At 61.7% G+C, this 22,103-nt stretch carries 18 protein-coding genes and 6 pseudogenes; 14 read left to right on the top strand and 10 right to left on the bottom strand.

What is annotated here, in order from left to right; all coding sequences use genetic code 11:
* Positions 1 to 83: 83 nt before the first annotated feature.
* Positions 84 to 1,040: a ZIP family metal transporter gene (locus FDP22_RS23750; protein ID WP_239032048.1), complete on the top strand. Its 957-nt coding sequence runs from the start codon at positions 84 to 86 to the stop codon at positions 1,038 to 1,040.
* Positions 1,041 to 1,367: 327 nt separating this feature from the next.
* On the opposite strand, the gene FDP22_RS23745 is transcribed toward FDP22_RS23750, so the two are convergent.
* Entirely contained in the window at positions 1,368 to 2,447 is a 1,080-nt protein-coding gene (locus FDP22_RS23745; protein ID WP_009503863.1) for a hypothetical protein, read from the bottom strand.
* 225 nt (positions 2,448 to 2,672) lie between these two features.
* Between FDP22_RS23745 and FDP22_RS23740 the strand changes: the two genes are divergently transcribed.
* From FDP22_RS23740 to FDP22_RS25410, 6 genes and pseudogenes are all read left to right on the top strand, one after another.
* A complete protein-coding gene (locus FDP22_RS23740) occupies positions 2,673 to 3,557 on the top strand; it encodes a recombinase family protein (RefSeq protein ID WP_138578422.1) in 885 nt (294 codons plus the stop codon).
* A gap of 293 nt (positions 3,558 to 3,850) precedes the next feature.
* Positions 3,851 to 4,996 carry a plasmid partitioning protein RepA gene (repA, locus tag FDP22_RS23735; RefSeq protein WP_161489483.1) on the top strand — a complete coding sequence of 382 codons (1,146 nt, stop codon included), beginning with the start codon at positions 3,851 to 3,853 and terminating at the stop codon, positions 4,994 to 4,996.
* Positions 4,986 to 5,909 carry a ParB/RepB/Spo0J family partition protein gene (locus FDP22_RS23730; protein ID WP_138578354.1) on the top strand — a complete coding sequence of 308 codons (924 nt, stop codon included), beginning with the start codon at positions 4,986 to 4,988 and terminating at the stop codon, positions 5,907 to 5,909. Before repA ends, FDP22_RS23730 begins: the two co-directional genes overlap by 11 nt.
* A 204-nt stretch (positions 5,910 to 6,113) precedes the next feature.
* Entirely contained in the window at positions 6,114 to 7,247 is a 1,134-nt protein-coding gene (locus tag FDP22_RS23725) for a helix-turn-helix domain-containing protein (RefSeq protein WP_138578352.1), read from the top strand.
* 113 nt (positions 7,248 to 7,360) lie between these two features.
* Positions 7,361 to 8,785, top strand: a pseudogene (locus FDP22_RS23720) (ParB/RepB/Spo0J family partition protein); the annotation flags it as partial.
* A 123-nt stretch (positions 8,786 to 8,908) separates the two neighbouring features.
* A pseudogene (locus FDP22_RS25410) lies at positions 8,909 to 9,021 on the top strand (hypothetical protein); the annotation flags it as partial.
* A gap of 120 nt (positions 9,022 to 9,141) precedes the next feature.
* Here the strand turns inward: FDP22_RS25410 and FDP22_RS23715 are convergent.
* The 7 genes from FDP22_RS23715 to FDP22_RS23685 form a co-directional block, all read right to left on the bottom strand.
* The gene (locus FDP22_RS23715; protein ID WP_138578350.1) at positions 9,142 to 9,621 is read right to left on the bottom strand and encodes a DUF411 domain-containing protein; all 480 of its coding nucleotides are present in this window, start codon (positions 9,619 to 9,621) and stop codon (positions 9,142 to 9,144) included.
* 38 nt (positions 9,622 to 9,659) lie between these two features.
* Positions 9,660 to 11,993: a heavy metal translocating P-type ATPase gene (locus tag FDP22_RS23710; RefSeq protein ID WP_138578348.1), complete on the bottom strand. Its 2,334-nt coding sequence runs from the start codon at positions 11,991 to 11,993 to the stop codon at positions 9,660 to 9,662.
* A gap of 69 nt (positions 11,994 to 12,062) precedes the next feature.
* Positions 12,063 to 13,373: an APC family permease gene (locus FDP22_RS23705; protein ID WP_138578346.1), complete on the bottom strand. Its 1,311-nt coding sequence runs from the start codon at positions 13,371 to 13,373 to the stop codon at positions 12,063 to 12,065.
* Positions 13,370 to 14,044 (bottom strand): TVP38/TMEM64 family protein, encoded by a 675-nt coding sequence (locus tag FDP22_RS23700; protein ID WP_138578344.1) that lies wholly within the window; start codon positions 14,042 to 14,044, stop codon positions 13,370 to 13,372. The genes FDP22_RS23705 and FDP22_RS23700 overlap by 4 nt, the downstream gene beginning before the upstream one ends.
* A gap of 1 nt (position 14,045) precedes the next feature.
* Positions 14,046 to 14,432: a DUF302 domain-containing protein gene (locus FDP22_RS23695; RefSeq protein WP_138578342.1), complete on the bottom strand. Its 387-nt coding sequence runs from the start codon at positions 14,430 to 14,432 to the stop codon at positions 14,046 to 14,048.
* A gap of 257 nt (positions 14,433 to 14,689) precedes the next feature.
* Positions 14,690 to 16,219 (bottom strand): multicopper oxidase family protein, encoded by a 1,530-nt coding sequence (locus FDP22_RS23690; RefSeq protein WP_138578339.1) that lies wholly within the window; start codon positions 16,217 to 16,219, stop codon positions 14,690 to 14,692.
* Positions 16,220 to 16,292: 73 nt separating this feature from the next.
* Positions 16,293 to 16,691 (bottom strand): hypothetical protein, encoded by a 399-nt coding sequence (locus FDP22_RS23685; RefSeq protein ID WP_138578337.1) that lies wholly within the window; start codon positions 16,689 to 16,691, stop codon positions 16,293 to 16,295.
* An 81-nt stretch (positions 16,692 to 16,772) separates the two neighbouring features.
* Here FDP22_RS23685 and FDP22_RS23680 point away from each other — a divergent pair, with 81 nt between their 5' ends.
* Positions 16,773 to 17,234 (top strand): c-type cytochrome, encoded by a 462-nt coding sequence (locus FDP22_RS23680; protein ID WP_138578335.1) that lies wholly within the window; start codon positions 16,773 to 16,775, stop codon positions 17,232 to 17,234.
* Between the two features lie 127 nt (positions 17,235 to 17,361).
* Here the strand turns inward: FDP22_RS23680 and FDP22_RS23675 are convergent, their stop codons facing one another.
* The gene (locus FDP22_RS23675) at positions 17,362 to 18,027 is read right to left on the bottom strand and encodes an ArsR/SmtB family transcription factor (RefSeq protein ID WP_138578333.1); all 666 of its coding nucleotides are present in this window, start codon (positions 18,025 to 18,027) and stop codon (positions 17,362 to 17,364) included.
* A gap of 87 nt (positions 18,028 to 18,114) precedes the next feature.
* Here FDP22_RS23675 and FDP22_RS23670 point away from each other — a divergent pair.
* Positions 18,115 to 18,666, top strand: a pseudogene (locus FDP22_RS23670) (sterol desaturase family protein); the annotation flags it as partial.
* Positions 18,667 to 18,697: 31 nt separating this feature from the next.
* Here FDP22_RS23670 and FDP22_RS23665 read toward each other — a convergent pair.
* Positions 18,698 to 19,144: pseudogene (locus FDP22_RS23665) on the bottom strand (recombinase family protein); the annotation flags it as partial.
* Here FDP22_RS23665 and FDP22_RS25065 point away from each other — a divergent pair.
* The 5 genes and pseudogenes from FDP22_RS25065 to FDP22_RS23640 form a co-directional block, all read left to right on the top strand.
* A pseudogene (locus tag FDP22_RS25065) lies at positions 19,141 to 19,311 on the top strand (IS110 family transposase); the annotation flags it as partial. The pseudogenes FDP22_RS23665 and FDP22_RS25065 sit on opposite strands and share 4 nt — an antisense overlap.
* Positions 19,312 to 19,822: 511 nt before the next feature.
* On the top strand, positions 19,823 to 20,308 hold the full coding sequence (locus FDP22_RS23655) for a hypothetical protein (protein ID WP_138578331.1): 486 nt from the start codon (positions 19,823 to 19,825) through the stop codon (positions 20,306 to 20,308).
* A gap of 40 nt (positions 20,309 to 20,348) precedes the next feature.
* Positions 20,349 to 21,287, top strand: coding sequence for an ArdC family protein (locus FDP22_RS23650; RefSeq protein ID WP_138578329.1), 939 nt, complete (start codon positions 20,349 to 20,351; stop codon positions 21,285 to 21,287).
* 23 nt (positions 21,288 to 21,310) lie between these two features.
* Positions 21,311 to 21,518: pseudogene (locus FDP22_RS25060) on the top strand (DUF6330 family protein); the annotation flags it as partial.
* Between the two features lie 91 nt (positions 21,519 to 21,609).
* On the top strand, positions 21,610 to 21,999 hold the full coding sequence (locus FDP22_RS23640; protein ID WP_138578327.1) for a DUF3768 domain-containing protein: 390 nt from the start codon (positions 21,610 to 21,612) through the stop codon (positions 21,997 to 21,999).
* Positions 22,000 to 22,103 lie beyond the last annotated feature (104 nt).

Raw genomic sequence — 22,103 nt, 5'->3', positions numbered from 1 at the left:
CGCAAAAACCTGTGAACCCTGTCTCATGTTTAAGGGCAAAAATATCGGAATTAAAGACAAAATCTTATATTTAAGGGCAAAGGGTGGCCGTTGATTTCGTTGGATTTCTCATCTCACAATTAAGGGCTACGCGACACGCGGGGCCGATTGCCCGCGGCGAAGCGGTCTGGTTGCGAATTCCCTATCCGTGGGTTCTCGGCGAGGCCCATCGCGTCAACCTGCTGACCAACACGGGCGCGACCTTCGGGCATGAGATCGGGGTCGCCGTCTCGACGCCAAGCGCCACCTGGGGGCAACTCCGGCTGCAGGCAGTGATCGGAGCGATCGTCGGCCTATTGCCGGTTGCGCTTGGTCTCATGTTCTTTCCGGCGATGAAGGGCGTCGGGCGAAGCGGGATGAACTTTCTGCTCGCACTGACGGTTGGGTTGCTGGCCTTCCTGCTGATCGACATGACTGCGGAAGCGGTGGAGTTGTCCGGCGATGCGGCGGCGATATTCCAAGGTTCTGCCATGGTCTGGCTGGCGGCGCTTACAAGCTTTCTTCTATTGATGGCTATCGGGCGCTGGCGCGGCAATCCGGAAGGCATCGCGCTTGCGTTCTACATTGCCCTCGGGATCGGGCTTCACAACTTCGGCGAAGGGCTGGCAATCGGCGGCGCATTCGCCGCCGGGTCGGCGGGGCTTGGAACTTTCCTCGTCCTAGGCTTTGCCTTGCACAATGTCACCGAGGGCATAGGCATCGCCGCCCCGATGCTTCGTGCCCGGCCAACGCTTTGGACGTTTGCCGCTCTGACCCTGCTCGCCGGTGGCCCGGCCATCCTCGGAATGTGGGCGGGCAGCCTTGCCTATGCGCCGCAATGGTCGGCACTGGCACTCGCCGTCGGAGCGGGTGCGATCCTGCAAGTCATGGTCGAGGTCAGCGCCTACCTTGTACGTCAAAACGCCGACAGGCAGGCGGCGCTGATGTCACCAGCCGTACTGGTCGGGTTTCTGGGCGGCATCGCCTTCATGTACGCGACGGCGGCATTGATCAAGATCTGAGCGGTGATCGGCTGTTTCGGCTTCATGGGGCGGTCGCCCAGCTCTATAAACTGACCCCGTCTGTCCACGGGTAGATCGCAATTTTCGTGCCCCAGTTTTTGCGCCCAAGAGACTTATTCTTTCGTGATTTCGAAATAAAGAATTTGAGGCTAGAGCGACTAGAGGATCCCACAGATAGGTGAAAACACCGCAAATCCATCTGACTACTATTTCTGAGCCGCACGTCGAAATCGACTGTCTCATATTTTTGGTCTGTCACGATTCTGGTCCTCCGTTGAACTATCAACAAATGTTACGCACCAAAACGAGTGCTTCTTTAGAGGTGTTTCATGGCATCGCCCGCCACATGCGGAAACGCACCTGTTCGGTCACCTCGCGGATTAGACCTTGCGCTTCCATCCAAGCAAGGTTGCGCTGGACGGCGGCGCGGCTGGCACCGGTCAGGGTCTCGGCCATTGGAGCGGAGACGACGGGCCATTCGGTCAGCACCGCGCGCAATGCAGGTGGTGTCTTGCCAGAGAGCGGTGCCATCATGTTGTCCGCCCGCGCTGACCATGCCTGGATATCGTCGAGGTGCCGCATCGCGGTCAGGCATGCTGTTTCCATTCCCTCGAGCCAACGCTGCAAGCGCTCGGCAGGTGGGCCACTGGCGCGCAGCCCCCCTGCCCCGCGCATAGCCAGAGGCGCAAAGATGGCCCCCCCATTCAAATTCGGGCCTTCGCTCGCGGCAATGCGTGCGGCGGTAACCGCCGCTTCCATCCGGTCGTCCTGTTGCCCGAGGCCCGCAAGGTTCCAGAGGTGAAACCCCATGCAGGCGCGTGTAATCGAATGCAGGTGGGCGGCTTGCGCCATCAGGTCAAGCCAACCGACCGCGCGATCCGCAAAGGGCTCGGCTTCATTGGCCATGTTTTCAGGGTCACGGCGATCGAGGAAAGCGGATAAGTCCACCTCTGGACCGGGACCGCCTGTCAGACGGCGCACCGCCCATCCGACACGCGCGAGCGCTGCGGTGTCGTCCTGCACCCCGGACAAGCGCATGGATATCCAAAGCGCCAGCCGATCCGGGCCAATTCGGTCACCCACAAACCAGCTGAGGTCTGCCGCCTCGATCAGGGCGAGCCTGAGCCGCCAGCCTTCCGGGCCACGGTGCAGACGGTCATCCAGCGCGCCAATCCGGCTAGCCACACGGGCAAGACGGGCGGCATTACCTGCCTCTGCCTTCCGCCAATCGTCGAGGACTGCGGTTTCAGGCAGCTCTGCCCTCGGTCTGGGCGGCAGATAATCCGGCTCCACTTCTATTGGACCGGGCAGGAACCACAGGTCGTCCTCGGACGTCTCTTCAATCCCCTCCGCATCAACTAGAGGATCGTCCAATTTACTATACTGCGTAGGTACTTGAGGCTTCATATGTGCAAAATATGGCGCTTTTGCATTTTACTAAAGTGTTTTGTTAGGGTGCGCCTGCACACCCTATATAGCACGCGCGCGCGGTGGTCTGCGATATCTCTCTGATCGCGCTCAGCATATGAAAACCAAGGGGTTTTTGATTTGCAGCACCACAAAGAGCGCCCTTGCCTCTGTTTACAAACGGTCGTTTAGTCGCGTTATATGAAACTGCAAAAGACTGTTTTGATGCCCCTGATAGGTTATGCCCGGGTCTCGACCGAGGATCAGACCCCCCTGCCCCAGTCGCAGGCCCTGAAATCTGCAGGCTGCGCCGAGATCCATGAGGAGCAGGCCTCTGGCGGCAATCGTGCGCGGCCGGTGTTGGCGCGCGTGCTGGAACGCGTCGCCAAGGGCGACACGCTGGTGGTCGTGCGGATCGACCGGCTGGCGCGGTCGCTTTCGCATCTCCTCGAGGTGATCGAACGGCTTGAAGCCAAGGGTGCTTTCTTTCGTTCCATTCAAGACCCAATCGACACGGCATCGCCGCAGGGCAAGTTCACGTTGCAAGTGCTGGGGGCTGCGGCCGAGTTCGAACGCGCCCTGATCCGGGAACGCACCAAGGCCGGCCTTGCCAGCGCACGCACAAAGGGCCGCGTTGGCGGGAACCCTGGGCTGCGGGCCAAAGACCCTGCCGCTCTTCGCAAAGTGCGGCTGGCGCGACAGGACGGCTACATGGAGCGCCTGAACGAGACGGCACAAGACTGGGTGCCCCATGTGCGCCGGTTGCGCCCCGACTTGGCTTGGGAGGACGTGTTGCGCATCATCAACGGCCCCTTGCCCGAAGCGCGTAGCTGGACCCAAAGCCGCCTGCAACGCGCTGTGAAGGCCTATGTCCGCGACGGCTTCCTGCCTGTCGAGGTGCTGGCCCGCGCCGGGCGCCGCGAAACGGACGACCGCCTGCCCGCCATTGTCGCAGGCATCAAGGGCACAGATCCCGACATCACGCTTCAGGCGATCTGTGAACGGCTGGAAGCGATGCGCGAGCGCACGCCCCGCGGGCGGACAAGCTGGCAGCCTTCGTCGGTGAAGATGCTGCTGGAGCGGGCGGAGAGGCTGTCGTTGCTCGACTGAGATCCCAGAGAATCGTCCATCCGATTCTGCCGACTGATTTCTGTACGCACTCACAATACATCTTGTGGTCACTTCGTGGCTGGCAACGAGGTGTTGAAGTAGAGTGAGAGCGCAGTCGCCCAAGGCGCTGATTTTTAACAGTTTACCGTCGACAGAAATCGGTGGCTTCAACGCGCCCAGGCCGCTCAACGGTTTGGTCTGGATTTATCCACAATATCTGTTAAGCTTTGCAAAACAATAAAGACTTGAGGGCAGTGATGAACGGGATACGCGCCTCCCAGAGATTTGAAGTCATGTCCAAGCGGCTTGGTAGTCGGTTGCGTGAACATGCGCAGGAAACCTTCCCACCGGACGCTCAGAAGGGCCTCCGCCGCTTCGCCATGCGGGAAGCGGCTGAACTTCTTCGCATTAATCAGAACACCTTCCGCCATCATGTGTCAAACCTCGAAGGCTTTCCCGAAGGTGTCTTGGAGGGCGGCAACCGCCGTAGCTTCTCTGCAGAGGAGATGGTCGAAGCACAACGCGTACTTCTCGAGACTGGAAGGATCAAGCCAGAAGAACACCCGCACAGAAGACCGGGAGAGGCTTGTCAGGTCTTGACGATCTTCAACCTGAAGGGTGGTTCGGCAAAGACGTCATCTGTTGCCCATGTAGGACAGCTACTGGGCCTGCGCGGCTACCGGGTCTTGCTGATTGACCTCGACAGCCAGGCAAGTCTGACAAACCTATTCGGGGTTACTCCTGAGCTCGATCCGGATATGCCGACTTCATACGATCTTATCCGATCCGACGATCCATTGCCCGCAGCAGAGATCATTCGCAAAACGAACTTCCCGACCGTGGATCTGATCCCGGCATCCATGGACATCATGGAGTACGAGTTCGAGGTCGCCCTGAGCTTCAGACACGGCGCCACCACGTTCCATAGCCGCATCCGGGAAGCGCTTGAGCCTGTCCTCAACCGATATGATGTGGTGATATTTGACACCCCACCGCAGCTGAACTTCTCGGTGATCTCTGCCCTCTTTGCATCGACCGGGGTCCTGATCCCGCTCAACGCGTCGATGCTCGATGTCATGTCGCTGGCGAGCTTTCTGGGCATGGCGAGCAACCTGATGGGCGTCGTCGAGGCACACGCCCCGGAACATGGACTGAACTTCGTGCGAGTTCTGATCACCCGCTACGAAAATACGGATGGTCCGCAGGTGCAGATTTCATCTCTGCTTCGGACAGTCCTCGGGGATGCCGTGCTGTCTGCCGAGTTTCTGAAATCAACAGCCGTGGGTGATGCTGCGAACACCCAGCAGAGCATCTTCGAGGTCGAACCTCGCGACGTGAATCGCAGAACTTACGAGCGCGCGATCGAGTCCGTCTCGCGCGTGACCGACGAAGTCGAACGCGAAATCCTGAAAGCATGGGGGCGTAGCCATGGCGCGTAAGGTCTTCGGGGACTCACTCAAGAACGCGATGGGCAAAACGCCGCCTTCGGACGAGGATCTGGATGTGAAGCGAACGAGCCCGACTGTAGCTCGCGCACAAGCATCCGTGCTCGAAGAGGATAAACACGCCACCCGGCTGATCGACCCGACCGTAATACGAATGTCCGCGGTCATGGACCGCATCGATCCAAGCGATGGTCTGGATGAGCTTGTCTCGTCGATCCGCGAGCACGGTCAAAAGGTTCCAGTGTTGGTTCGCAGAACCCAGGACGGTGCGCTTGAGATCGTCTATGGACGCCGTCGGCTTTTAGCTTGTCGCCAACTTGGTCAGAAAGTGCGCGCCACGGTCATGGAGATGACCGACGAGGAAGCTCTCATTGCCCAAGGCGTAGAGAATAATGCGCGCCAAGACCCATCGTTCATCGAAAGGGCTCTGTTTGTCGCCGGGATCATTCGAGAACTTGGGAAAACCGACGAAACGCGCAAGAACGCTCAAACGATCGCGTATCGGGCACTTCAGATCGATGAATCGCTCGTCTCGCGGATGAACCGTATCGCTACGGGCATCCCGATGGAACTGATCCAGGCTATCGGACCTGCACACGGCGTTGGTCGACGGGTTTGGGAAAAGCTTTTCAGGCTGTGCGAGAAAGACGCCGCGAGAGCCCGAGAAGTTGCCGGCGAAATTCCTCGCAACATACCGGGCCCCGACCGTCTCGAAGCGGCGGTTACCTTGCTGACAGCCACCAAACCATCGACGCAGAAGACACACCCCAGTGAGCGCGTGAAGATCGGCCGAAAGGGCACCCGTATCACCATCGATGTGGACGCTGATCTTGTCCCTCGTGTTGAGGAGGCAGTCCGGAAGCTGGTCACGGAGCTTCTTGCCCGCGGTCAAGACGGGCCAGAGTGACGACCCCCATGTCTTGACCGCGGTCAAGACATCAAAAGCAACGAGCAGAAAACGAAAGGAGGACCGGCTAGAAAAAGAAAGACCCCCCGAAAGCGATGCTTCCGAAGGGCCTCAATCAGTCTCGACACCTGATTGATACCCCCAAAACGAATCGATTTCAACACCGCTCGCGGTGAACGGGGAAGCTTTTTCTTCCGAAACACCATGAGACATGCAAATGAAACAACAACCGCCCTGGCGGAACGGATATCTCTGCCCTGCCCTAACCCCTATGAGCTTCTGGGCCCAGTTCGCGTACTGAGGAAGGAGCTCGGTCTCACAACCAATGACCTCGCCGTTCTGACCGCGCTCATTAGCTTCCTACCCCGCAAAGAACGTGAGATTCAGGACAGCCAGCGACTTACGCTCACTGTCGTGTTCCCATCGAACGCTTCTCTGTCAGAGCGCGCCAATGGACTCGATGAGAGAACAATTCGACGCAGCCTGGGACGCCTCTCAGCTGCTGAACTGATCGAACGCAAGAATTCAGCAAATGGCAAACGCTTTCCGCTGCGGTATGGAGGCGTTATCAGAGATGCCTTCGGTATCGACCTGAAGCCCTTGATCCAGAGGTACGGCTCGCTCGCGACACAAGCCTTGCAGCTCACCGAAGAACGCGAGCGCTTGCGCTCACTGAAGGCTGAGGCGTTGGCCCTACGTGCTTCGCTACTCCAACAGACACGCTTCGATGAAGCAAAGCTCTCTACCCTCAACATGATCAGAAATGTCCTGCGTCGAGCAACATTAACCGTTGATGCAGTCCTGAGCGTTATGTCAGAACTTAGAGCCCTCGGAGCCGATACCGACGCAAGCTACGGTGAACACCATGCCGCAACAAAAGCTGGTACCGCAGATAATTTACATACTATCGAACACCGACCGCATACACCGGATTCCAACGATCTGCCCGCCACAAACGGTCAAAATGTCCGGCACATAGAGTCTATAAAAAAAGATATTAAAAAGATTGTTCCAACTACGGTCAATCGCGGTGAACAAACCGCACAAACCAAGCCCACGATGAACCGAGACCCAGCAAGCATGGCATGGGAAGACTTCACCCACGTTGCAGGATTTTTCCCAGAACCGCCGCGTACAGGAGAAGCCCTCACCCGCATTCTATACGACCTCGGTCGATTGCTTAGAATAAGCCAAGACGAACTGCGGCATGGCATCCAGAAAGCTGGCGCGGGAAAACTGCTTCTCGTCTTCGACTACCTGATAGCAAGAGCAGACACGATCAAACATCCTGACGCCTATTTCGAAAGGATCCTACGCACACAACTTGCTCCCACATGAGCTTCTTGACCGCGGTCAAGAAGCACCGTGAGAGGGAAAGGAGTGTTGGTCTGAGGGTGACGGGAAGTGAGATCGGGAGAGTGGCTTCCGGCGCCCGTCGTGGAGAAGATCTGATGACGAAAGCTGTCCAGAAAATCACCCTGTCCCCTTCGCGGGATATCCCTTTCGACAAGTTGGTGCTGAGCCAGTCCAACGTGCGGCGCATCAAGGCTGGCGTGTCCGTCGAGGAACTCGCCGAAGACATCGCCCGCCGCGGTCTCTTACAAAGCCTGAGCGTGCGGCCCGTGTTGGCTGCCGATGGGACCGAGACCGGCAAGTTCGAGATCCCGGCCGGAGGCCGCAGGTTTCAAGCATTGTCCCTGCTGGTGAAGCAGAAGCGGTTGGCAAAGACGACGCCCATTCCCTGCATCGTCCGCGATGCTGCGTCCGACATCCTGGCCGAGGACGATTCCCTTGCGGAAAACATGCAGCGCGTCGCCCTGCACCCGCTCGACCAGTTCCGCGCATTTGTGGCGCTGCGGTACAAGGGCCAGAGCGACGCTGAGATTGCTGCCGCCTTCTTCGTGACGCCGCAGGTCGTGAAGCAGCGCCTGAAACTCGCCTCCGTCGCCCCTGCCCTGCTCGAGGTCTATGCCGAGGATGGCATGACGCTGGAACAGTTGATGGCCTTCACCGTGAACCCCGATCACGCGCGTCAGGTTCAGGTCTGGGATGTGATCCATTCATCCTGGAACAAGGAGCCATTCCAGATCCGGCGCATGCTGACAGAGACCTCGGTCCGGGCGTCTGACCGGCGCGCGGTCTTTGTGGGTGCTGAGGCCTACGAAGCGGCGGGCGGCACGATGTTGCATGACCTTTTTCAGGGCGATGACGGTGGCTGGCTCGAGGACCCTGCCTTGCTCGATCGGCTGGTGACGGAAAAACTCCAGGCCGAGGCTGAGACGATTGCCGTTGAGGGCTGGAAGTGGATCGAGGTCGCACTCGACCTGCCCTACGGCTACAGCCACGGCCTGCGGTCCTTGTCCGGCGATCCGGCACCTATGACGGATGACGAAGGTGCGGCCCATGCCAAGCTGCTCGCCGAGTATCGGGCGCTCGAGGAAGAATGCGCGGGACAGGATGAAATCCCCGACGAGATCGACACGCGGCTTGGCGTGTTGGAAACGGAGATGGAAAAGATCGAGACCCGGCCGTTGATCTTCGACGCGGAGGAGATCGGACGGGCAGGGGCGTTCGTCACGCTCGACCGTTACGGCGCTCTGGCAGTCTATCGCGGGTATGTGCGTCCAGAGGATGAGCCCGTTGACGAGACCGCGGTCCAGGATGGTACGGATCCTGCGGCGGCGGTGCAGGGGGATGATCGTGATTTCACCGATGGCCATGGCAGTGCCGCTCATGGTGGAACCGTCATCATGTCGGGTGGCCAGCCGATCGGAGCTGACTTGCCGGAGGATGAGGATGTCGGAGCGTTGAAGCCGCTGCCCGAGCGGCTGGTCATGGAGTTGACGGCCCACCGGACGCTGGCGCTGCGTGAAGCGCGTCGATGCTGGCCGCCAAGTAGCGAAATCCAGTAGGGGGCGGACATTTCGCCCCCAAATTACAAGATAATGTAACAATATCAAAAAGATAAGTGCGATTACTCGCATTCGGAATGAGGAATTATGTCTGCAACAACCATCATCGACACTGCCCCCTCAGGGCGCACATTCGCTACACCGACGGCAGTCCCAAGCCACCGGGGCGCTTTACCAAAAAGCTGGCGGCCTGGGAGCGTTAGAACGGCGTCTGCCGCCTTGTGAAGAAGAAACTGTCCCGGTCACTCGTGCATCGCGCAGCAATTTCAGTCTAGCAATCTCACAGATTCGGAAGAGTGAGCATTCGCTAGCACTTGCAATCAAGCGGCAGTGTAACGACTGAACACCTCGACCGATCCGTCGCGCTGGATCAGGAACACGTCATAGGACTCGCGCTCACTTTCCGGCCCCATTCCGGGCGAGCCGTAGGGCATGCCGGGAACTGCCAGGCCGACCGCGTCGGGGCGTTCCACCAGCAAACGGCGAATGTCGGCAGCAGGGACGTGGCCCTCGATCATATAGCCGTCCACGCGACCCGTATGGCAGGAGACCATCTCCTGCGGGATGCCGTTGTCCAGCTTGTAGCGCATCAGAAGCGTTCCGGCGCTCGCCTCGGTCGTGACTGCGAAACCGTCATTCGCGAGGATATCGATCCAGGCTGAACAGCAGCCACAATTCGGGTCCTTCATCACGTGAATCGCCGGTCCGGCGCCTTGCGCCAACGCCCTCAGGGGCGATGTGGCCACGAGTGCCGTCACTCCGACCAGGATCGTGCGGCGAGAAATCGTTTCATGGGTCATCTGGTTTTCCTTTATGATTGGTGTGGTGTGCGGGCAGGTTAGAGATCGACCCGCCTCAGCCGCAGCGCATTGGTGATCACCGAGACCGAGGACAAGCTCATGGCCGCCGCCGCGATCATTGGCGACAGCAGCATACCAGTGACCGGGTAGAGCAGTCCTGCCGCGATGGGCACGCCAAGGGCATTGTAGGCGAAGGCGAAGAACAGGTTCTGCTTGATGTTGCGCAAAGTCGCACGCGCCAGCTTGCGCGCCCGGACGATGCCCATCAGGTCGCCGCCCAGCAGGGTAATCCCTGCGCTTTCCATCGCCACATCCGCGCCGGTGCCCATGGCGATGCCGACATCGGCTGCGGCGAGCGCCGGGGCGTCGTTCACTCCGTCACCGGCCATCGCGATCTTGTGGCCATCGCGGCGCAACTGGTCGATCAGGTCCTTCTTGGCCTCGGGCAGGACGCCCGCGCGGACTTCGTCAATGCCAAGCTTACCTGCCACCGCCTGTGCCGTGCGTTCGTTGTCGCCCGTGGCCATGATCACGCGCAGGCCCTGGGCGTGCAGTTCCTTGATCGCTTGCGCGGTGCTGTCCTTGATCGGGTCAGCTACCGCTATGATGCCAACAAGCGCGCCATCAACGGAAATGAACATCGCCGTTTTGCCGTCGGCGCGCAGGGTGTCAGCCTTCACGTCGGCCGCACCCGTGTCCAGCTCCATCTCTCGCATCATCGCGGCGTTGCCGAGCGCCACGGCGCGTCCGCCAACTCTGCCGCGCACCCCCTTGCCGGTGACAGCCTCGAAGTCGGTGGCCTCCTGACGCGGGGAGCCCTGTGCCTCGGCGCCCTCGACGATGGCTTCGGCCAGCGGATGTTCCGAGCCGCGCTCGAGCGCAGCAGCCAGCGACAGCAGCTCCATCTCGGTCAAATTCCCAAGCGCGACCGTATCCGTGAGCTTGGGCTTGCCCATGGTCAGGGTGCCGGTCTTGTCGACGATGAGCGTATCGACACCCGCCATGCGCTCCAGCGCCTCGGCGTCCTTGATCAGCACGCCCGCCTGCGCGCCGCGCCCCGCCGCCGTGGTAATCGAGATTGGGGTCGCCAGCCCGAGCGCGCAGGGGCAGGCGATGATCAACACTGACACGGCAGATGCGATGGCGAAGACCAGCGCGGGCTCTGGGCCGAAGATCAGCCAGACTACAAAGGCGACAATGGCGATGGCGACAACGGTTGGCACAAAGACTGCCGACACCCGGTCCGCCAACCCCTGAATGGGAGCGCGGGACCGTCGCGCGTTCGACACCATGGCCACGATCTGTGCGAGCACCGTATCCGCGCCAACCTTGCCCGCCTCGATTACCAGGCTGCCGTTTTTGTTGATCGTGGCCCCGGTCACATCATCGCCCAGACCTTTTTCCACTGGCATCGACTCACCAGTCAGCATGCTCTCGTCCAGCGAAGACCGGCCCTCGATCACCGTCCCGTCGACCGGGACCGCGTCGCCGGGGCGCACGCGCAGCCGGTCGCCCTCCATGATGTTCTCGAGCGGCGCATCATATTCGGTGCCATCGGGCAGGATGCGCCGTGCCGTCTTGGGTGCGAGGTCCAGCAGCGCGCGGATCGCGTCGCCTGTGCGCTCTCGTGCGCGGAGTTCCAGTACCTGGCCCACGAAGACCAAAGTGACGATGACCACGGCCGCCTCGAAATAGGTGCCGACGCCGTGTCCCATCCGGTACTGTTCGGGGAAAATCCCGGGTAGGAAGGTGGCAACGATCGAATACAGGTAAGCCGCCGCCACGCCGAGGCTGATCAGCGTCCACATGTTGGGGCTGCGGTTCACGATCGAGTCCCAGCCGCGGCGGAAGAACGGCAAGGCGGCCCAGAGGATGATCGGTGTCGCGAGCAGGAACTCCAGATAGCTCGCTGTCTGATGCCCGATCCAGTCGCGCACCGGCAGCGCCACCAACTCGCCCATTGTCAGGATGACGAGTGGCACTGCGGCGGCAGCCGAGATCCACATCCTCCGTGTAAAGTCAGTCAATTCCTCGCTGGGCTCGTCGGACGGCACCATTGGCTCCAGCGCCATGCCGCAGATCGGACAGGCCCCCGGCGCATCGCGGACGATCTCCGGGTGCATCGGACAGGTGTACTGGACATTGGCCGGTGCCGCCTTCTTCTGCCCGGCAGCCCGGCCCGAGGCGTAGAACCACGGATCCGCCTTGAACTTCGTCTGGCACTTCTCCGAGCAGAAATGGAAGGTCTCGCCCTCGAACTCGGCGTGACGCCCGTCCGTATTGACCGCGACCGTCATCCCGCAGACCGGGTCCTTTGCCGTCTCGGTCCCCGTCGGGATGTCGTGCGTTGCGTGATGATGATCATGCTCCATGGTCTGCCAGCCTCTCATTGCCTTGTTTCAGCTTGCGCCTTCCAAAGACTGGAAGCTCAAGCTCTTTTTTCAGTGATGGTCGTGCGCGCCTTCCCGGACCGGATTGCGCGCCAGGAACACCCGGACGAACAGAAACACCAGCGCCATACCGACGACGCCGACCACGACGATGAGCGGGTCGGACTGCCACTTCATCGCAGCGAAGGCGGCCAGCACCACGGCGTCGAGGGCGATGGCCGTCAGCAACACCCATCCCTTCGCAGCGATCTCATCGCGCAGGTGCCGAAACACGCCGAAATGGATGATCATGTCCATCACCAGGTAGAAAAACGCCCCAAGCGAGGCGATGCGGCTGAGATCGAAGAAGACCGTCAGGAAGCCCGCGATCACGACGGTATAGACGAGCGTGTGATCCTTGATCGTGCCTTGCATCCCGAAATGGCTGTGCGGGATCATTTTCATGTCGGTCAGCATCGCCAGCATCCGCGAGACCGCGAACACGCTGGCGATCAGACCCGACGCGGTGGCCACCAGCGCCAGCGCCACCGTCAGGTAGAAGCCAGTCTTGCCGAGCGCGGGCTCGGCGGCCTCGGCCAGCGCGTAGTCCTTCGACGCCACGATACGGTCTAGCGGCAGGCTGGAGCCGACCGCGAAGGCCACCAACAGATAGACGACGACGCAGAGCGCGATGGACCAGATGATGGCCCGGCCCACGTTGCGGTGCGGGTCGGTGACCTCTGCGCCGCTGTTGGTGATGGTCGTGAAGCCCTTGAAGGCCAGGATCGACAGCGCAACCGACGCCACGAAACCTGTGGCTGCAAAATCATCACCCGTCGCCTCGAACGAGATGCCGCTTGCCCAAAGACCCGCTGCGCCGAACAGCGCGATGCCGCCCACCTTGAGCACGGCCATGATGATGGAGAACAGCCCAACCGACCGGGTGCCCGATGCGTTCACGAGATAGGCGAAGACGATCAGCCCGACACCGAGAATAGGCACGAGAATGCTGTCCGGATCGCCGCCGAACGCCCGCAGCGTGTAGGTGCCGAAGGTGCGCGCGACGAGGCTTTCGTTGATCACCATCGACAGCGCCATCAGCAGGGCGGCGCCCGCCGCGATCGTCGTCGGGCCGTAGGCCTTCTTCAGGATCATCCCGATGCCGCCCGCTGACGGATACGCGTTCGACATCTTGATGTAGGTGTGGGCGCTGAACGCGGTCACGATGGCGCCCACGACGAACGAGAGCGGGAAGAGCGGCCCGGCAAGCTCGGCGATCTGGCCGGTCAGCGCGAAGATGCCCGCGCCGATCATCACGCCGGTTCCCATGGCCACAGCACCCGGGAGGGTAATGCTGTTCTTCTCGTAATCGCTTTTCGTCATGGATTTTCCTTTTCAGGCTTTTGTCGCAGGGCCACCCAGAGCAGCGGCAACCCCGTCACAAGCCCGAGTCCGAGCACCGCCCATGTCGCGCGCCCGAGGTCACCGCTCACCGCCTCACCGCCGAAATGGGCCAGCAGGAAGCTTGCCGGTATGATCCCCGCCAGTGTTGCGACGGCGAACCGCCAGGCGTGCAGGCGGCTCAGCCCTGCCGCATAGCTAATCATGTCGAAAGACACGAAGGGCATCAGGCGGCTGGCAAAGATCATCGCCGTCAACGCGTTCTGCGAGCCGAGCAGCCCGGCATCGACGCGGTCACCGAACACCCGTCGCAGGGCATCATGCCCCAGAACCCGCGCGAGACCGAAGGCGATCAGAGCCCCGAGTTCGGCGCCGATTACGACCTGCACGGTCCCCCAGACATGCCCATAGGCTGCTCCCGCCGCCAGCGCGATTGGCGCACTCGGGATCGGGCTGGCCACAACCGCGATGGTCATGAGCGTGACGATCACGATTGGCCCCCAGAGACCCGCGCGCGCCACCAGCATTTCCAGACGCTCGACGTCCAGAAGGCTGCGCGCCTCGGCGAACACCGTAGGCGCGAACTGCCAGACAGCGAGCAGTCCGGTCCCGAGGATCGCAAGGCCCGCGAGAATGGTGGCGCGCAGGCTCATCTCACACCGCCGCGACGGCCTTGGCCAGAAGGTCACGCACCTCGCCCGCGACGGCCGTCAGCTCGGTGTTCTCGATCGCCTGCATCGACGCCACAGGATCGATGGCGCTGACCTCCACGCCACCTTCGACCTCGCGGAGAATGACGTTGCAGGGCAGCATCGCGCCCACCCGCGGTTCGATCCCGATCGCCTCATACGCCATCTTCGGATTGCAGGCGCCGAGGATGCGGTACGCGGGCATCTCGACATCGAGCTTCTTCTTCATGGTCGCCTTGAGGTCGATCTCTGTCAGGACGCCGAAGCCATGGTCGGCGAGGGCCTTTCGCGCGCGGGCGTCCATGTCATCGATACCCGCATCGGAGATCATGCGATTGATTGTGTAGGTCATTGTGAAGATCCTTCCTTCATTTCCGAAGATATTTGAGCAGTGCTGCTATGGCCAAAACCACCAGCGCAAGGATCAGCAGGCCGAAGAGCCAGCCAAACCCCATTCCGGAGCCCATATCGTTCCAATTCATCATCTCATCCTCCTAATTTTCACCCGCAGGGTGCGCCTATTGACCGGCCATCACGACAACATGGGGCAGGACAGCACAGGATCGGTGTCGGGACATCGGGGCGCCCTGTCCGGACGCCCCGCCCGGATCACACCGACGCCGTGACCGCGAATTCGGTCATCATGCCGGTCGCAAGGTGCGGCATGTGATGGCAATGCAGCATCCAGCGCGCGGCCTCGCCGGCGTCCAGGGCGACATCGACCATCGACATCGGCGGAACGTGAACCGTGTCGCGCAGGGCACCGGCAACACGCCGCCCGTTCAGGCCGACGACCTGGAACACATGCCCGTGCAGATGCATCGGGTGGGCCATCATCGACATGTTGTGGAACGACAGCACGACCCGTTCGCCGCTGCGCGCGGTGATCGGCTGGTGCTGGCCCCAGACGGCCCGGTTGATCGTCCAGACATAGGGCTGCATCGAGCCGCCGAGCATCAGCATCTGGCTGCGGTCCACCTGCCGATCCGGCAGGGGATCGCGGGCGATGAGGCGCGCCTCCTGTGCAAGATCGGTGTCGAACGCGGGTGCTGCGGTCTCCGCCATGGCATCGAGGCGCCGGACCTCGGCTCCCTGCGTAGCGAGGATCAGGCCGGTGCGCTCGCGCGCGCCTTCGCGCAGGGCGAGGATCGGCCAGGTGCCGCCGTCGTTCGGCAGGTCGATCTCGATGTCCAGCCGCTGACCCATGGCCAGCCCGAACCGGTTGCCCGCGACAGGCTGGACGGCGTGGCCGTCCGTCGCGACCAGTCGCGCCTCGGCACCCCCGGTGTCGATCCAGAACACCGTCGCCGCGGCGGCGTTGATGACCCGCAGCCGGATGCGCCCGCCACGCTCGACCTGCACCACCTCGGGGTCCGACAGGGTCCGGTCGTTGGCGAGATAGGCGTCCCAGTCGTAATCGTTCAGGTCCATGGCCATGCCGCCCATCTGGCCGCCCATGCCCATCATCGCACCCATGTTGCCCATGCCGCCATGGCCCATCGCGCCATGATCCATGCCCTGCATCGCGCCCATGCCTCCCATGGGCGCGCCTTGATCGGGCGCCGCAGTGGCACTATGACCTGCGCCGTGTCCGCCGCCATGACCCGCGCCGATCTCCGCCAGAACCTCCTCGGGGCCCTTGAAGGAGAAATCATGCAGGAACATCACGACCTCCTGCCGGTCAGCAGCAACGTCCTCGGCCGAGCGCACGATCAGCGGTGCTGCCAGCAGCTGCATCTCTTGCGTCGGCACATGGCTGTGCATCCAATGCGTGCCCGGCCGCGCCTCAAAATCGTAGGATCGGGTCTCTCCGGACGCGAGGAGGGGCATCGGCATGTCCGGCACGCCGTCCTGCGCATTGGGCGGGATCTGGCCATGCCAGTGGATGATGGTGCCGACATCAAGATCGTTGGTCAGATCGACCCGGAACCTCTGGCCGGGGTCGAGGATCAACCCCTGACCGCTGGGACCGACAAGGCCAAAGACGGTTGCGGCGCGTCCATCGATATCGAGGGTCCGGGTCGCGGCGGCGAGGCTGATCGGCGCCGCCCCTTGCGCAAAGGCGATGCGGGGCATCTGTGCCGCGCCAATGGCGGCGGCGCTTGCGGCAAGAAAGCCGCGTCGTGAAAGCGTGTTCATGGTCGTCTCCTCGGGACATCCCGTCCCGTTCATCAAGGCCGATGGGACGCCGCAGGCGTCTGCCCGGGCGCGATTAGAGGAGACGGAGCTTCGGAGGGCGTTCGTTCAGTCCCGGCGCACGGCTGACGTGGATCGCCTCGGACGCGACGTCATGACTGGCGGCACCGTGGGCGTGCCCAGCTTCACCGCCTGCCGACGTCAGAAAGGCCGAGAGACCTGCGCAGACGAACGCGCACATCTCGGAATCGGCCTGTCCACAGTGCTCTCCAGCGGCACAGTCGGGGCTCGCAATGACCGGAGAGTGCATCATGTCGGCGACATGCCTCGCGTGATCCACACCGGAATTCATGCTCATGCGTGTCGCGTGCGCGGAGGTCACCGTCGTCACCACGGTGATCGCGAGTATGGCAAGCATGGTGATGACACGTTCGATCATGCTGCAAAGATAGGCATTACTCACGAGAATGTCCATTGTCGCAGGCGCCTAACCGCTGGCACAACGTCGGTGCGGCCAAACGCGAATGATCTTCTGCAGCGATCGGGGACAGACGTCTTGGAAAAAACTCTTCGGAATACTGTCGGGATTGGTCTGGTCGTCGGAGGTGTAATCCTCGCGGTCTTTGCAGGCTGGCGCTATGCCGGTACCGCATCCACCGCCGTAGCGTCGGCGGATATCATCGCGCAAGGACGCCAGATCTATGTAGATCAGTGCGCCGCCTGCCACGGCGCGAACCTGGCGGGCCAGCCCGACTGGCGCACGCCGCTTGTATCCGGCCGGTTGCCCGCACCGCCGCACGACGAGAGCGGCCACACATGGCACCATCCCGACGAGGTCCTGTTCCGGATCGTCAAGGAAGGCACCGCCGCCGTCGTCGGCGGCGGCTACGAGAGCGACATGCCCAGCTTCGCAGACGTGCTGAGCGATGCGGAGATCCGTGCCGTTCTCGACTATATCAAGAGCACATGGCCGGAGCGCGAACGCAGCTATCAGTCCGAACTCTCGCATTCCAATTGAACCGCAGCCCCTGGATGCTCACTGATTGGCGCTCTCCTCGTCGACTGTAACCGCCGGGAGGTTGTAGGTACACTAACGACCTGAGTGATGCGCGACGATGCGCGGGCTTGTCTAAGTACAGGGCTACTCAGCCTGCGTTGATGAGCACGGGCCTTCCATCTTCGCGCCATTCTGGCAAACCGCCCTCCAGCCGCCGCGCGTTAAGCCCGTGACGGCGCAGCGTCGCCACGGCCTGATGGGCATAGACGCAGTAGGGGCCGCGGCAATAGGCGACGATCTCGGCGTCCCGCGCGAGGGTGGGGAGGAATCGCTCTAGTTGCGCTAGGGTGGCGTTCAGAGCGCCAGGAATGTGGCCTGCAGCGTATTCGTCGGCGGGCCGGACATCGAGCACGGTGACGGAGCCTTCCGCGAGCCGTGCGGCGAGGTCCGCGCGGCTGACGGGTTCGGGGGCGTCCTCGCCGCCCGAGAGGCCTCGCAAAATGCGCTCGACCTGCGCGAGATTCCGCTCCGCAACGCTGCGCATAAGGTCCATCAGCGTGAGCGTCCTCGCGTCGGTCAACCGGTAGATCACCGCTTTGCCGTCGCGACGGCTGGTGACGAGTGCGGCCCGGCGCAGCTGTTGCAGGTGTTGCGAGCAGTTGGCGACGGTGAGGCCTGTCTTTTCCGCCAGTGCCTCAACGCCGCGCTCTCCTTGCGCCAATTGTTCCAGCAGCATCAGACGCGCCGGTGCCGACAAGGCGCGTGCGACGAGCGCGTATTCTTCGAGCAGAGCCAGTTTCGGGCTAATTGACACTGGACGTCTCCAGACGGTAGATCATTCAAGCGATGTTTTGAATGATAGCGATTCCAACGCGCCCCACAAGCCCGAAGTCCAGATCCCATGTCCGAGACCATCCTCGCCGCCGAACCGACGATCCGCCTTGCCGCCTTTCTCAGCGTGCTGGTGGCTATGGCGCTGTGGGAGGTGGCGGCGCCGCGCCGCAGGCGAGAGATCCCGCGCGTCATCCGCTGGACGAACAACCTCGCGCTGGTGGTGCTCGACACCGCGATCCTGCGGCTGACCTTCCCGATCATCGCGGTCGGGCTCGCGGTCATGGCCGAGGACTGCGGCTGGGGACTGTTCAACAACATCAACGTGCCGTTCTGGCTTGCCATCGTCGTCTCGATGCTGCTGCTGGATCTGGCGATCTATCTGCAGCACGTGATGTTCCACGCGATCCCCGGCCTTTGGCGGCTGCACCGGATGCACCATGCCGACCTTGATTTTGACGCGACGACGGGCCTGCGCTTTCACCCGGTAGAAATCCTGATTTCGATGGGCATTAAGCTGGCGGTGGTGGCCGCGCTTGGCCCGCCGGCCGTGGCGGTGCTGCTGTTTGAGGTGATCCTGAACGCCACCGCACTGTTCAACCACGCCAACATCGACCTGCCTGGGGTAGATTCCGGTAGAGGGCAGGATCGTATCACAAGGCATTTTGGCGGTGGCGTTTGACGATGTCTGTGACGGTGTTTTTCGAGATCCCAAGGTCTCTTGCGATCCATCGGTATGATCGACCGTCTTCCACGGCCTGAATGACCTTTGGAGCGAGCTTGTCGGATTTCGGGCGTTGGCCGTGCTGGCGACCTAGTTTTTTGCCGCGCGCCCGTGCAGCGGCCAGGCCGGATTTCACCCGCTCGCTGAGGAGGTCGCGCTCGAACTGAGCGATCCCGGCGAGCATGGTGGCCATCATTCGGCCGTGTGGCGTGTCGAGTTCGAACGTCATGCCGTTCATGGCCACGACCGAGACTTTCCAGCCTGCGAGCCGATTGAGGGTATCGAGCAGGTCCTGAGTGGAACGCCCCCACCGAGAGAGTTCGCTGACCAGGATGGCGTCGATGTGTCTGGCCTGAGCGAGATCTGTTACATCGCGGCCGGCCCTCATCGCTCAGAGCATGGGCTGCGCGAGTGGCCAAGCGTCGGGGAAGTAAGAGGGCAATGGTCGCGCTGGCAAGGCGCATTGGTATTGTTCTTCATCGCATGTGGCGGGACGGCACCGAGTTCAATCACGCAACCTCACCAATCGTTGGAGGCATTTAGACAGCATTAGAACGCTTGGAAGCGAACCATTGAAGGCTGCTTGACTGCGGCCCTTCGAGGTCCCCACCGGGACGTGGTTCCGAAGATGCCGTGGTCAGGACTGTCGCCGAATGGACCTTCGAGCACGCTTATGAGATGGGCACTTCGGGCACCACACTGGATCAGCATCATGTTGGCAGCCATCGCGCTGACCACGGACCGAAGCATGAACCCGGGGAAGATCTTGTATTGAAGGGTTGAAAATACGAAGCGCTTCGAGGGTCTGCTCCCAACCTTGTCATCACAGTACGACGACGAAAACTTCCGCCGCCGTCAATGTTCGGCTGTCTTTTTATCATTGACAGACACGTCCCCGTTACCGAAGTCCTGTGGTGAGGATTCAATGGTTTTGCCAAGGACCGGGTCCGGACCCGGTGAAAGTGAAAGTGTTCTTCGGGTTTTGTGACTGACGGATGAGGGCCTTTGGGGTCCCTCAGATGGGTCCGGGCCGGATTCCGGTCTGTCTTTCCTGATGAAGGGCATTCCCATGCAAACAGGTGTCTTGCGCGTGTTGCGCGCGACCGCTGCCTCGTGGTGGCGACACAAGGAACTACGCCGAACCGGCCAGACGGGGCAGGCACAGCGGCTCGAGTGCGAGGCTGTCTTGCGTGATCTCGGGTATCTGAAGCAGGCGGCGTCATTGCCGAACGCGTATGTGATCTGCGGCGAGGGCGGGACATTCATCCATCTTGGTTGGACCACCGTTTCGACTCTCGCGCCGATCGAGCGCTTCCCCTTGGCCACTCTTGCGGTCGCACGAGGGACCACGTTTATCGATATCCGACCCGTCACCGATGTCATCGCCTTCGCGAACCTGCCGCGGGTGACGCGGGACGGATCGGACGACTCTGCACCCTCGGGCCCTGGCAGGTCCGTCTCGCTGACCGACTACATCGACATGGTCGAACGGCTCGGCGCGAGGATCGTCAACGATCCGCGGCCCCGTCAGTCAATCTGATCCCCATTTCCTCTCACCAAAACTCGAAAGGAGGCCAGCCATGGCCCGATCCCGCACGCCCAAATTCGATGCCTCCGAGGTCATCACAAACGAAATCATCCGTATCATTGAGCGCGGCGTCCTGCCCTGGCGAAAGCCCTGGACCGCAAGCGGCAGCTCTCGCCCACTGCGCGTGGGGGGTGAGCCCTACCAGGGGGTCAACAACTTTCTGCTGACGATGCGCACCGTGATGGCGGGCCATAGCTCGCCCTTCTGGATGACGCTGCCTCAGGCCAATGCCTTGGACGCAAAGGTCCGCAAGGGCGAGAAATCCTCTGTTGTCGTCTATTACGGCCAAAGCCGGAAAGACACGGGCGGCGAGGACGACCGCAGCGATGGCGATGATCGCTCCGAGGAAGCCCACATCTTTCGCTTTCAGAAATCCTACCGCGTGTTCAATGCCTGTCAGATCGAGGGCTTGCCCGAAAGCTTCTTCCCCGATCCTGAGCCAGCGCCCGAACACCCGCCGTCCGAGCCCATCCCACACATGCAGGCGTTTTTCGATGCCATCGACATCACGACCGTCTTCACAGGAACGGAAGCGTACTACCTGCCGCCCGTGGACAAGGTCTACATGCCGTCAATCACGCGGTTCCAGGACCCGCGCAATTTCTACGGGGTCTGGGCCCATGAGCTGGCCCATGCCACGAAAGCCCCCCATCGACTGAACCGCGATTTCGGGTTCTCGAAGTTTGGCAACACGTCCTATGCGCGCGAGGAGATCGTCGCGGAATTGACCTCGGTGTTCCTGGGTCAGACGCTCGGCTTCACGGCGCATACGCTCGAGATGAATGCCGCCTACCTGCACAACTGGTTGCGGGTCCTTCGGTCGGACAAGGGCGCGATCTTCCGGCACGCCGCGGACGCGCAGCGGGCCTGCGACTACCTGATCGCCAGATCGGAGACGGGCAGGGCAGGGCGCAGTGCCGAGGCCGCCTGACCACACGGAGAACGGAGACTCGCATGTCACGCAAGGAACCCAAGACGCTGCGGATGGCCTGCTTCGAAGACGGCCGCTAGCCGGATCATCACCTTCGAGCGCGGTGCCTATTGGTGGAGCCAGTCCGAGGGCGCTTATCCGCTCTCGGCAGCGCTCGAGAGCATCAAAGAACAAGGCGGCTGGATCGAACCCATCCCCAACCCGAATTACAGACCCAAGGGTCTGTTCGGGTCGGGCACCTTCTCCTTCGGTCCTGCCGCCAGGCGGAAAAGAAAAAGCGGGCTTTGAGAAGGGTGTTTCAAACCTTTCAAAGGAGATCCCCATGCACATGACCGTTCAACCCCAGCCAGACCGTCCGGATCCGACCGTGATCGCGGTGCAGAACGACGCGTTTCGCAAGCTCGCGTGCCTTGGGGTGCCGCCCGCGCAGCCCATCCAGGGCCGGATGCATGTCACCCGCTCGCTTATGGAGGCCGGTGACGGCTTCATGGCCGAGGCGGTGAAGGCCACCGGTGAGTTTGCTACGTTCGAGCCTGAGAATGACCCGGAAGGCTGGCACGATTTCGGGGCAGTCGAGATCCGGAGCGAGACCGTGTTCTGGAAAATCGATCTCTATGAGGCAGATGCGGATTTCCGCTACGGAGCTGAGACCCCGGACAATCCCGCCACTACCATGCGCGTGCTGACCATCATGCTGGCGCGCGACTGGTAGAAGGGCACGGGAGTCCTCCCCTCTGACATCTGAGACGATGAAGGCCCGCTGCCCCTCAAAAGGGAATGCGGGCCTTTTGTCGTGGTGATCCCTGAAGCCGGGGA

The organism is Paroceanicella profunda, from assembly GCF_005887635.2.
GTDB classification, from domain to species: domain Bacteria; phylum Pseudomonadota; class Alphaproteobacteria; order Rhodobacterales; family Rhodobacteraceae; genus Paroceanicella; species Paroceanicella profunda.
This window is presented reverse-complemented; position numbering and strand designations above follow the sequence as displayed.

Bases quoted from the DNA above. Each gene is read 5' to 3' on its own strand.
- FDP22_RS23745 (WP_009503863.1), bottom strand. From the start codon at position 2,447: ATGAAGCCTCAAGTACCTACGCAGTATAGTAAATTGGACGATCCTCTA.
- FDP22_RS23740 (WP_138578422.1), top strand. From the start codon at position 2,673: ATGCCCCTGATAGGTTATGCCCGGGTCTCGACCGAGGATCAGACCCCC.
- repA (WP_161489483.1), top strand. From the start codon at position 3,851: ATGTCCAAGCGGCTTGGTAGTCGGTTGCGTGAACATGCGCAGGAAACC.
- FDP22_RS23730 (WP_138578354.1), top strand. From the start codon at position 4,986: ATGGCGCGTAAGGTCTTCGGGGACTCACTCAAGAACGCGATGGGCAAA.
- FDP22_RS23725 (WP_138578352.1), top strand. From the start codon at position 6,114: ATGAGACATGCAAATGAAACAACAACCGCCCTGGCGGAACGGATATCT.
- FDP22_RS23715 (WP_138578350.1), bottom strand. From the start codon at position 9,621: ATGACCCATGAAACGATTTCTCGCCGCACGATCCTGGTCGGAGTGACG.
- FDP22_RS23710 (WP_138578348.1), bottom strand. From the start codon at position 11,993: ATGGAGCATGATCATCATCACGCAACGCACGACATCCCGACGGGGACC.
- FDP22_RS23705 (WP_138578346.1), bottom strand. From the start codon at position 13,373: ATGACGAAAAGCGATTACGAGAAGAACAGCATTACCCTCCCGGGTGCT.
- FDP22_RS23700 (WP_138578344.1), bottom strand. From the start codon at position 14,044: ATGAGCCTGCGCGCCACCATTCTCGCGGGCCTTGCGATCCTCGGGACC.
- FDP22_RS23695 (WP_138578342.1), bottom strand. From the start codon at position 14,432: ATGACCTACACAATCAATCGCATGATCTCCGATGCGGGTATCGATGAC.
- FDP22_RS23690 (WP_138578339.1), bottom strand. From the start codon at position 16,219: ATGAACACGCTTTCACGACGCGGCTTTCTTGCCGCAAGCGCCGCCGCC.
- FDP22_RS23685 (WP_138578337.1), bottom strand. From the start codon at position 16,691: ATGGACATTCTCGTGAGTAATGCCTATCTTTGCAGCATGATCGAACGT.
- FDP22_RS23655 (WP_138578331.1), top strand. From the start codon at position 19,823: ATGAAGGGCATTCCCATGCAAACAGGTGTCTTGCGCGTGTTGCGCGCG.
- FDP22_RS23650 (WP_138578329.1), top strand. From the start codon at position 20,349: ATGGCCCGATCCCGCACGCCCAAATTCGATGCCTCCGAGGTCATCACA.
- FDP22_RS23640 (WP_138578327.1), top strand. From the start codon at position 21,610: ATGCACATGACCGTTCAACCCCAGCCAGACCGTCCGGATCCGACCGTG.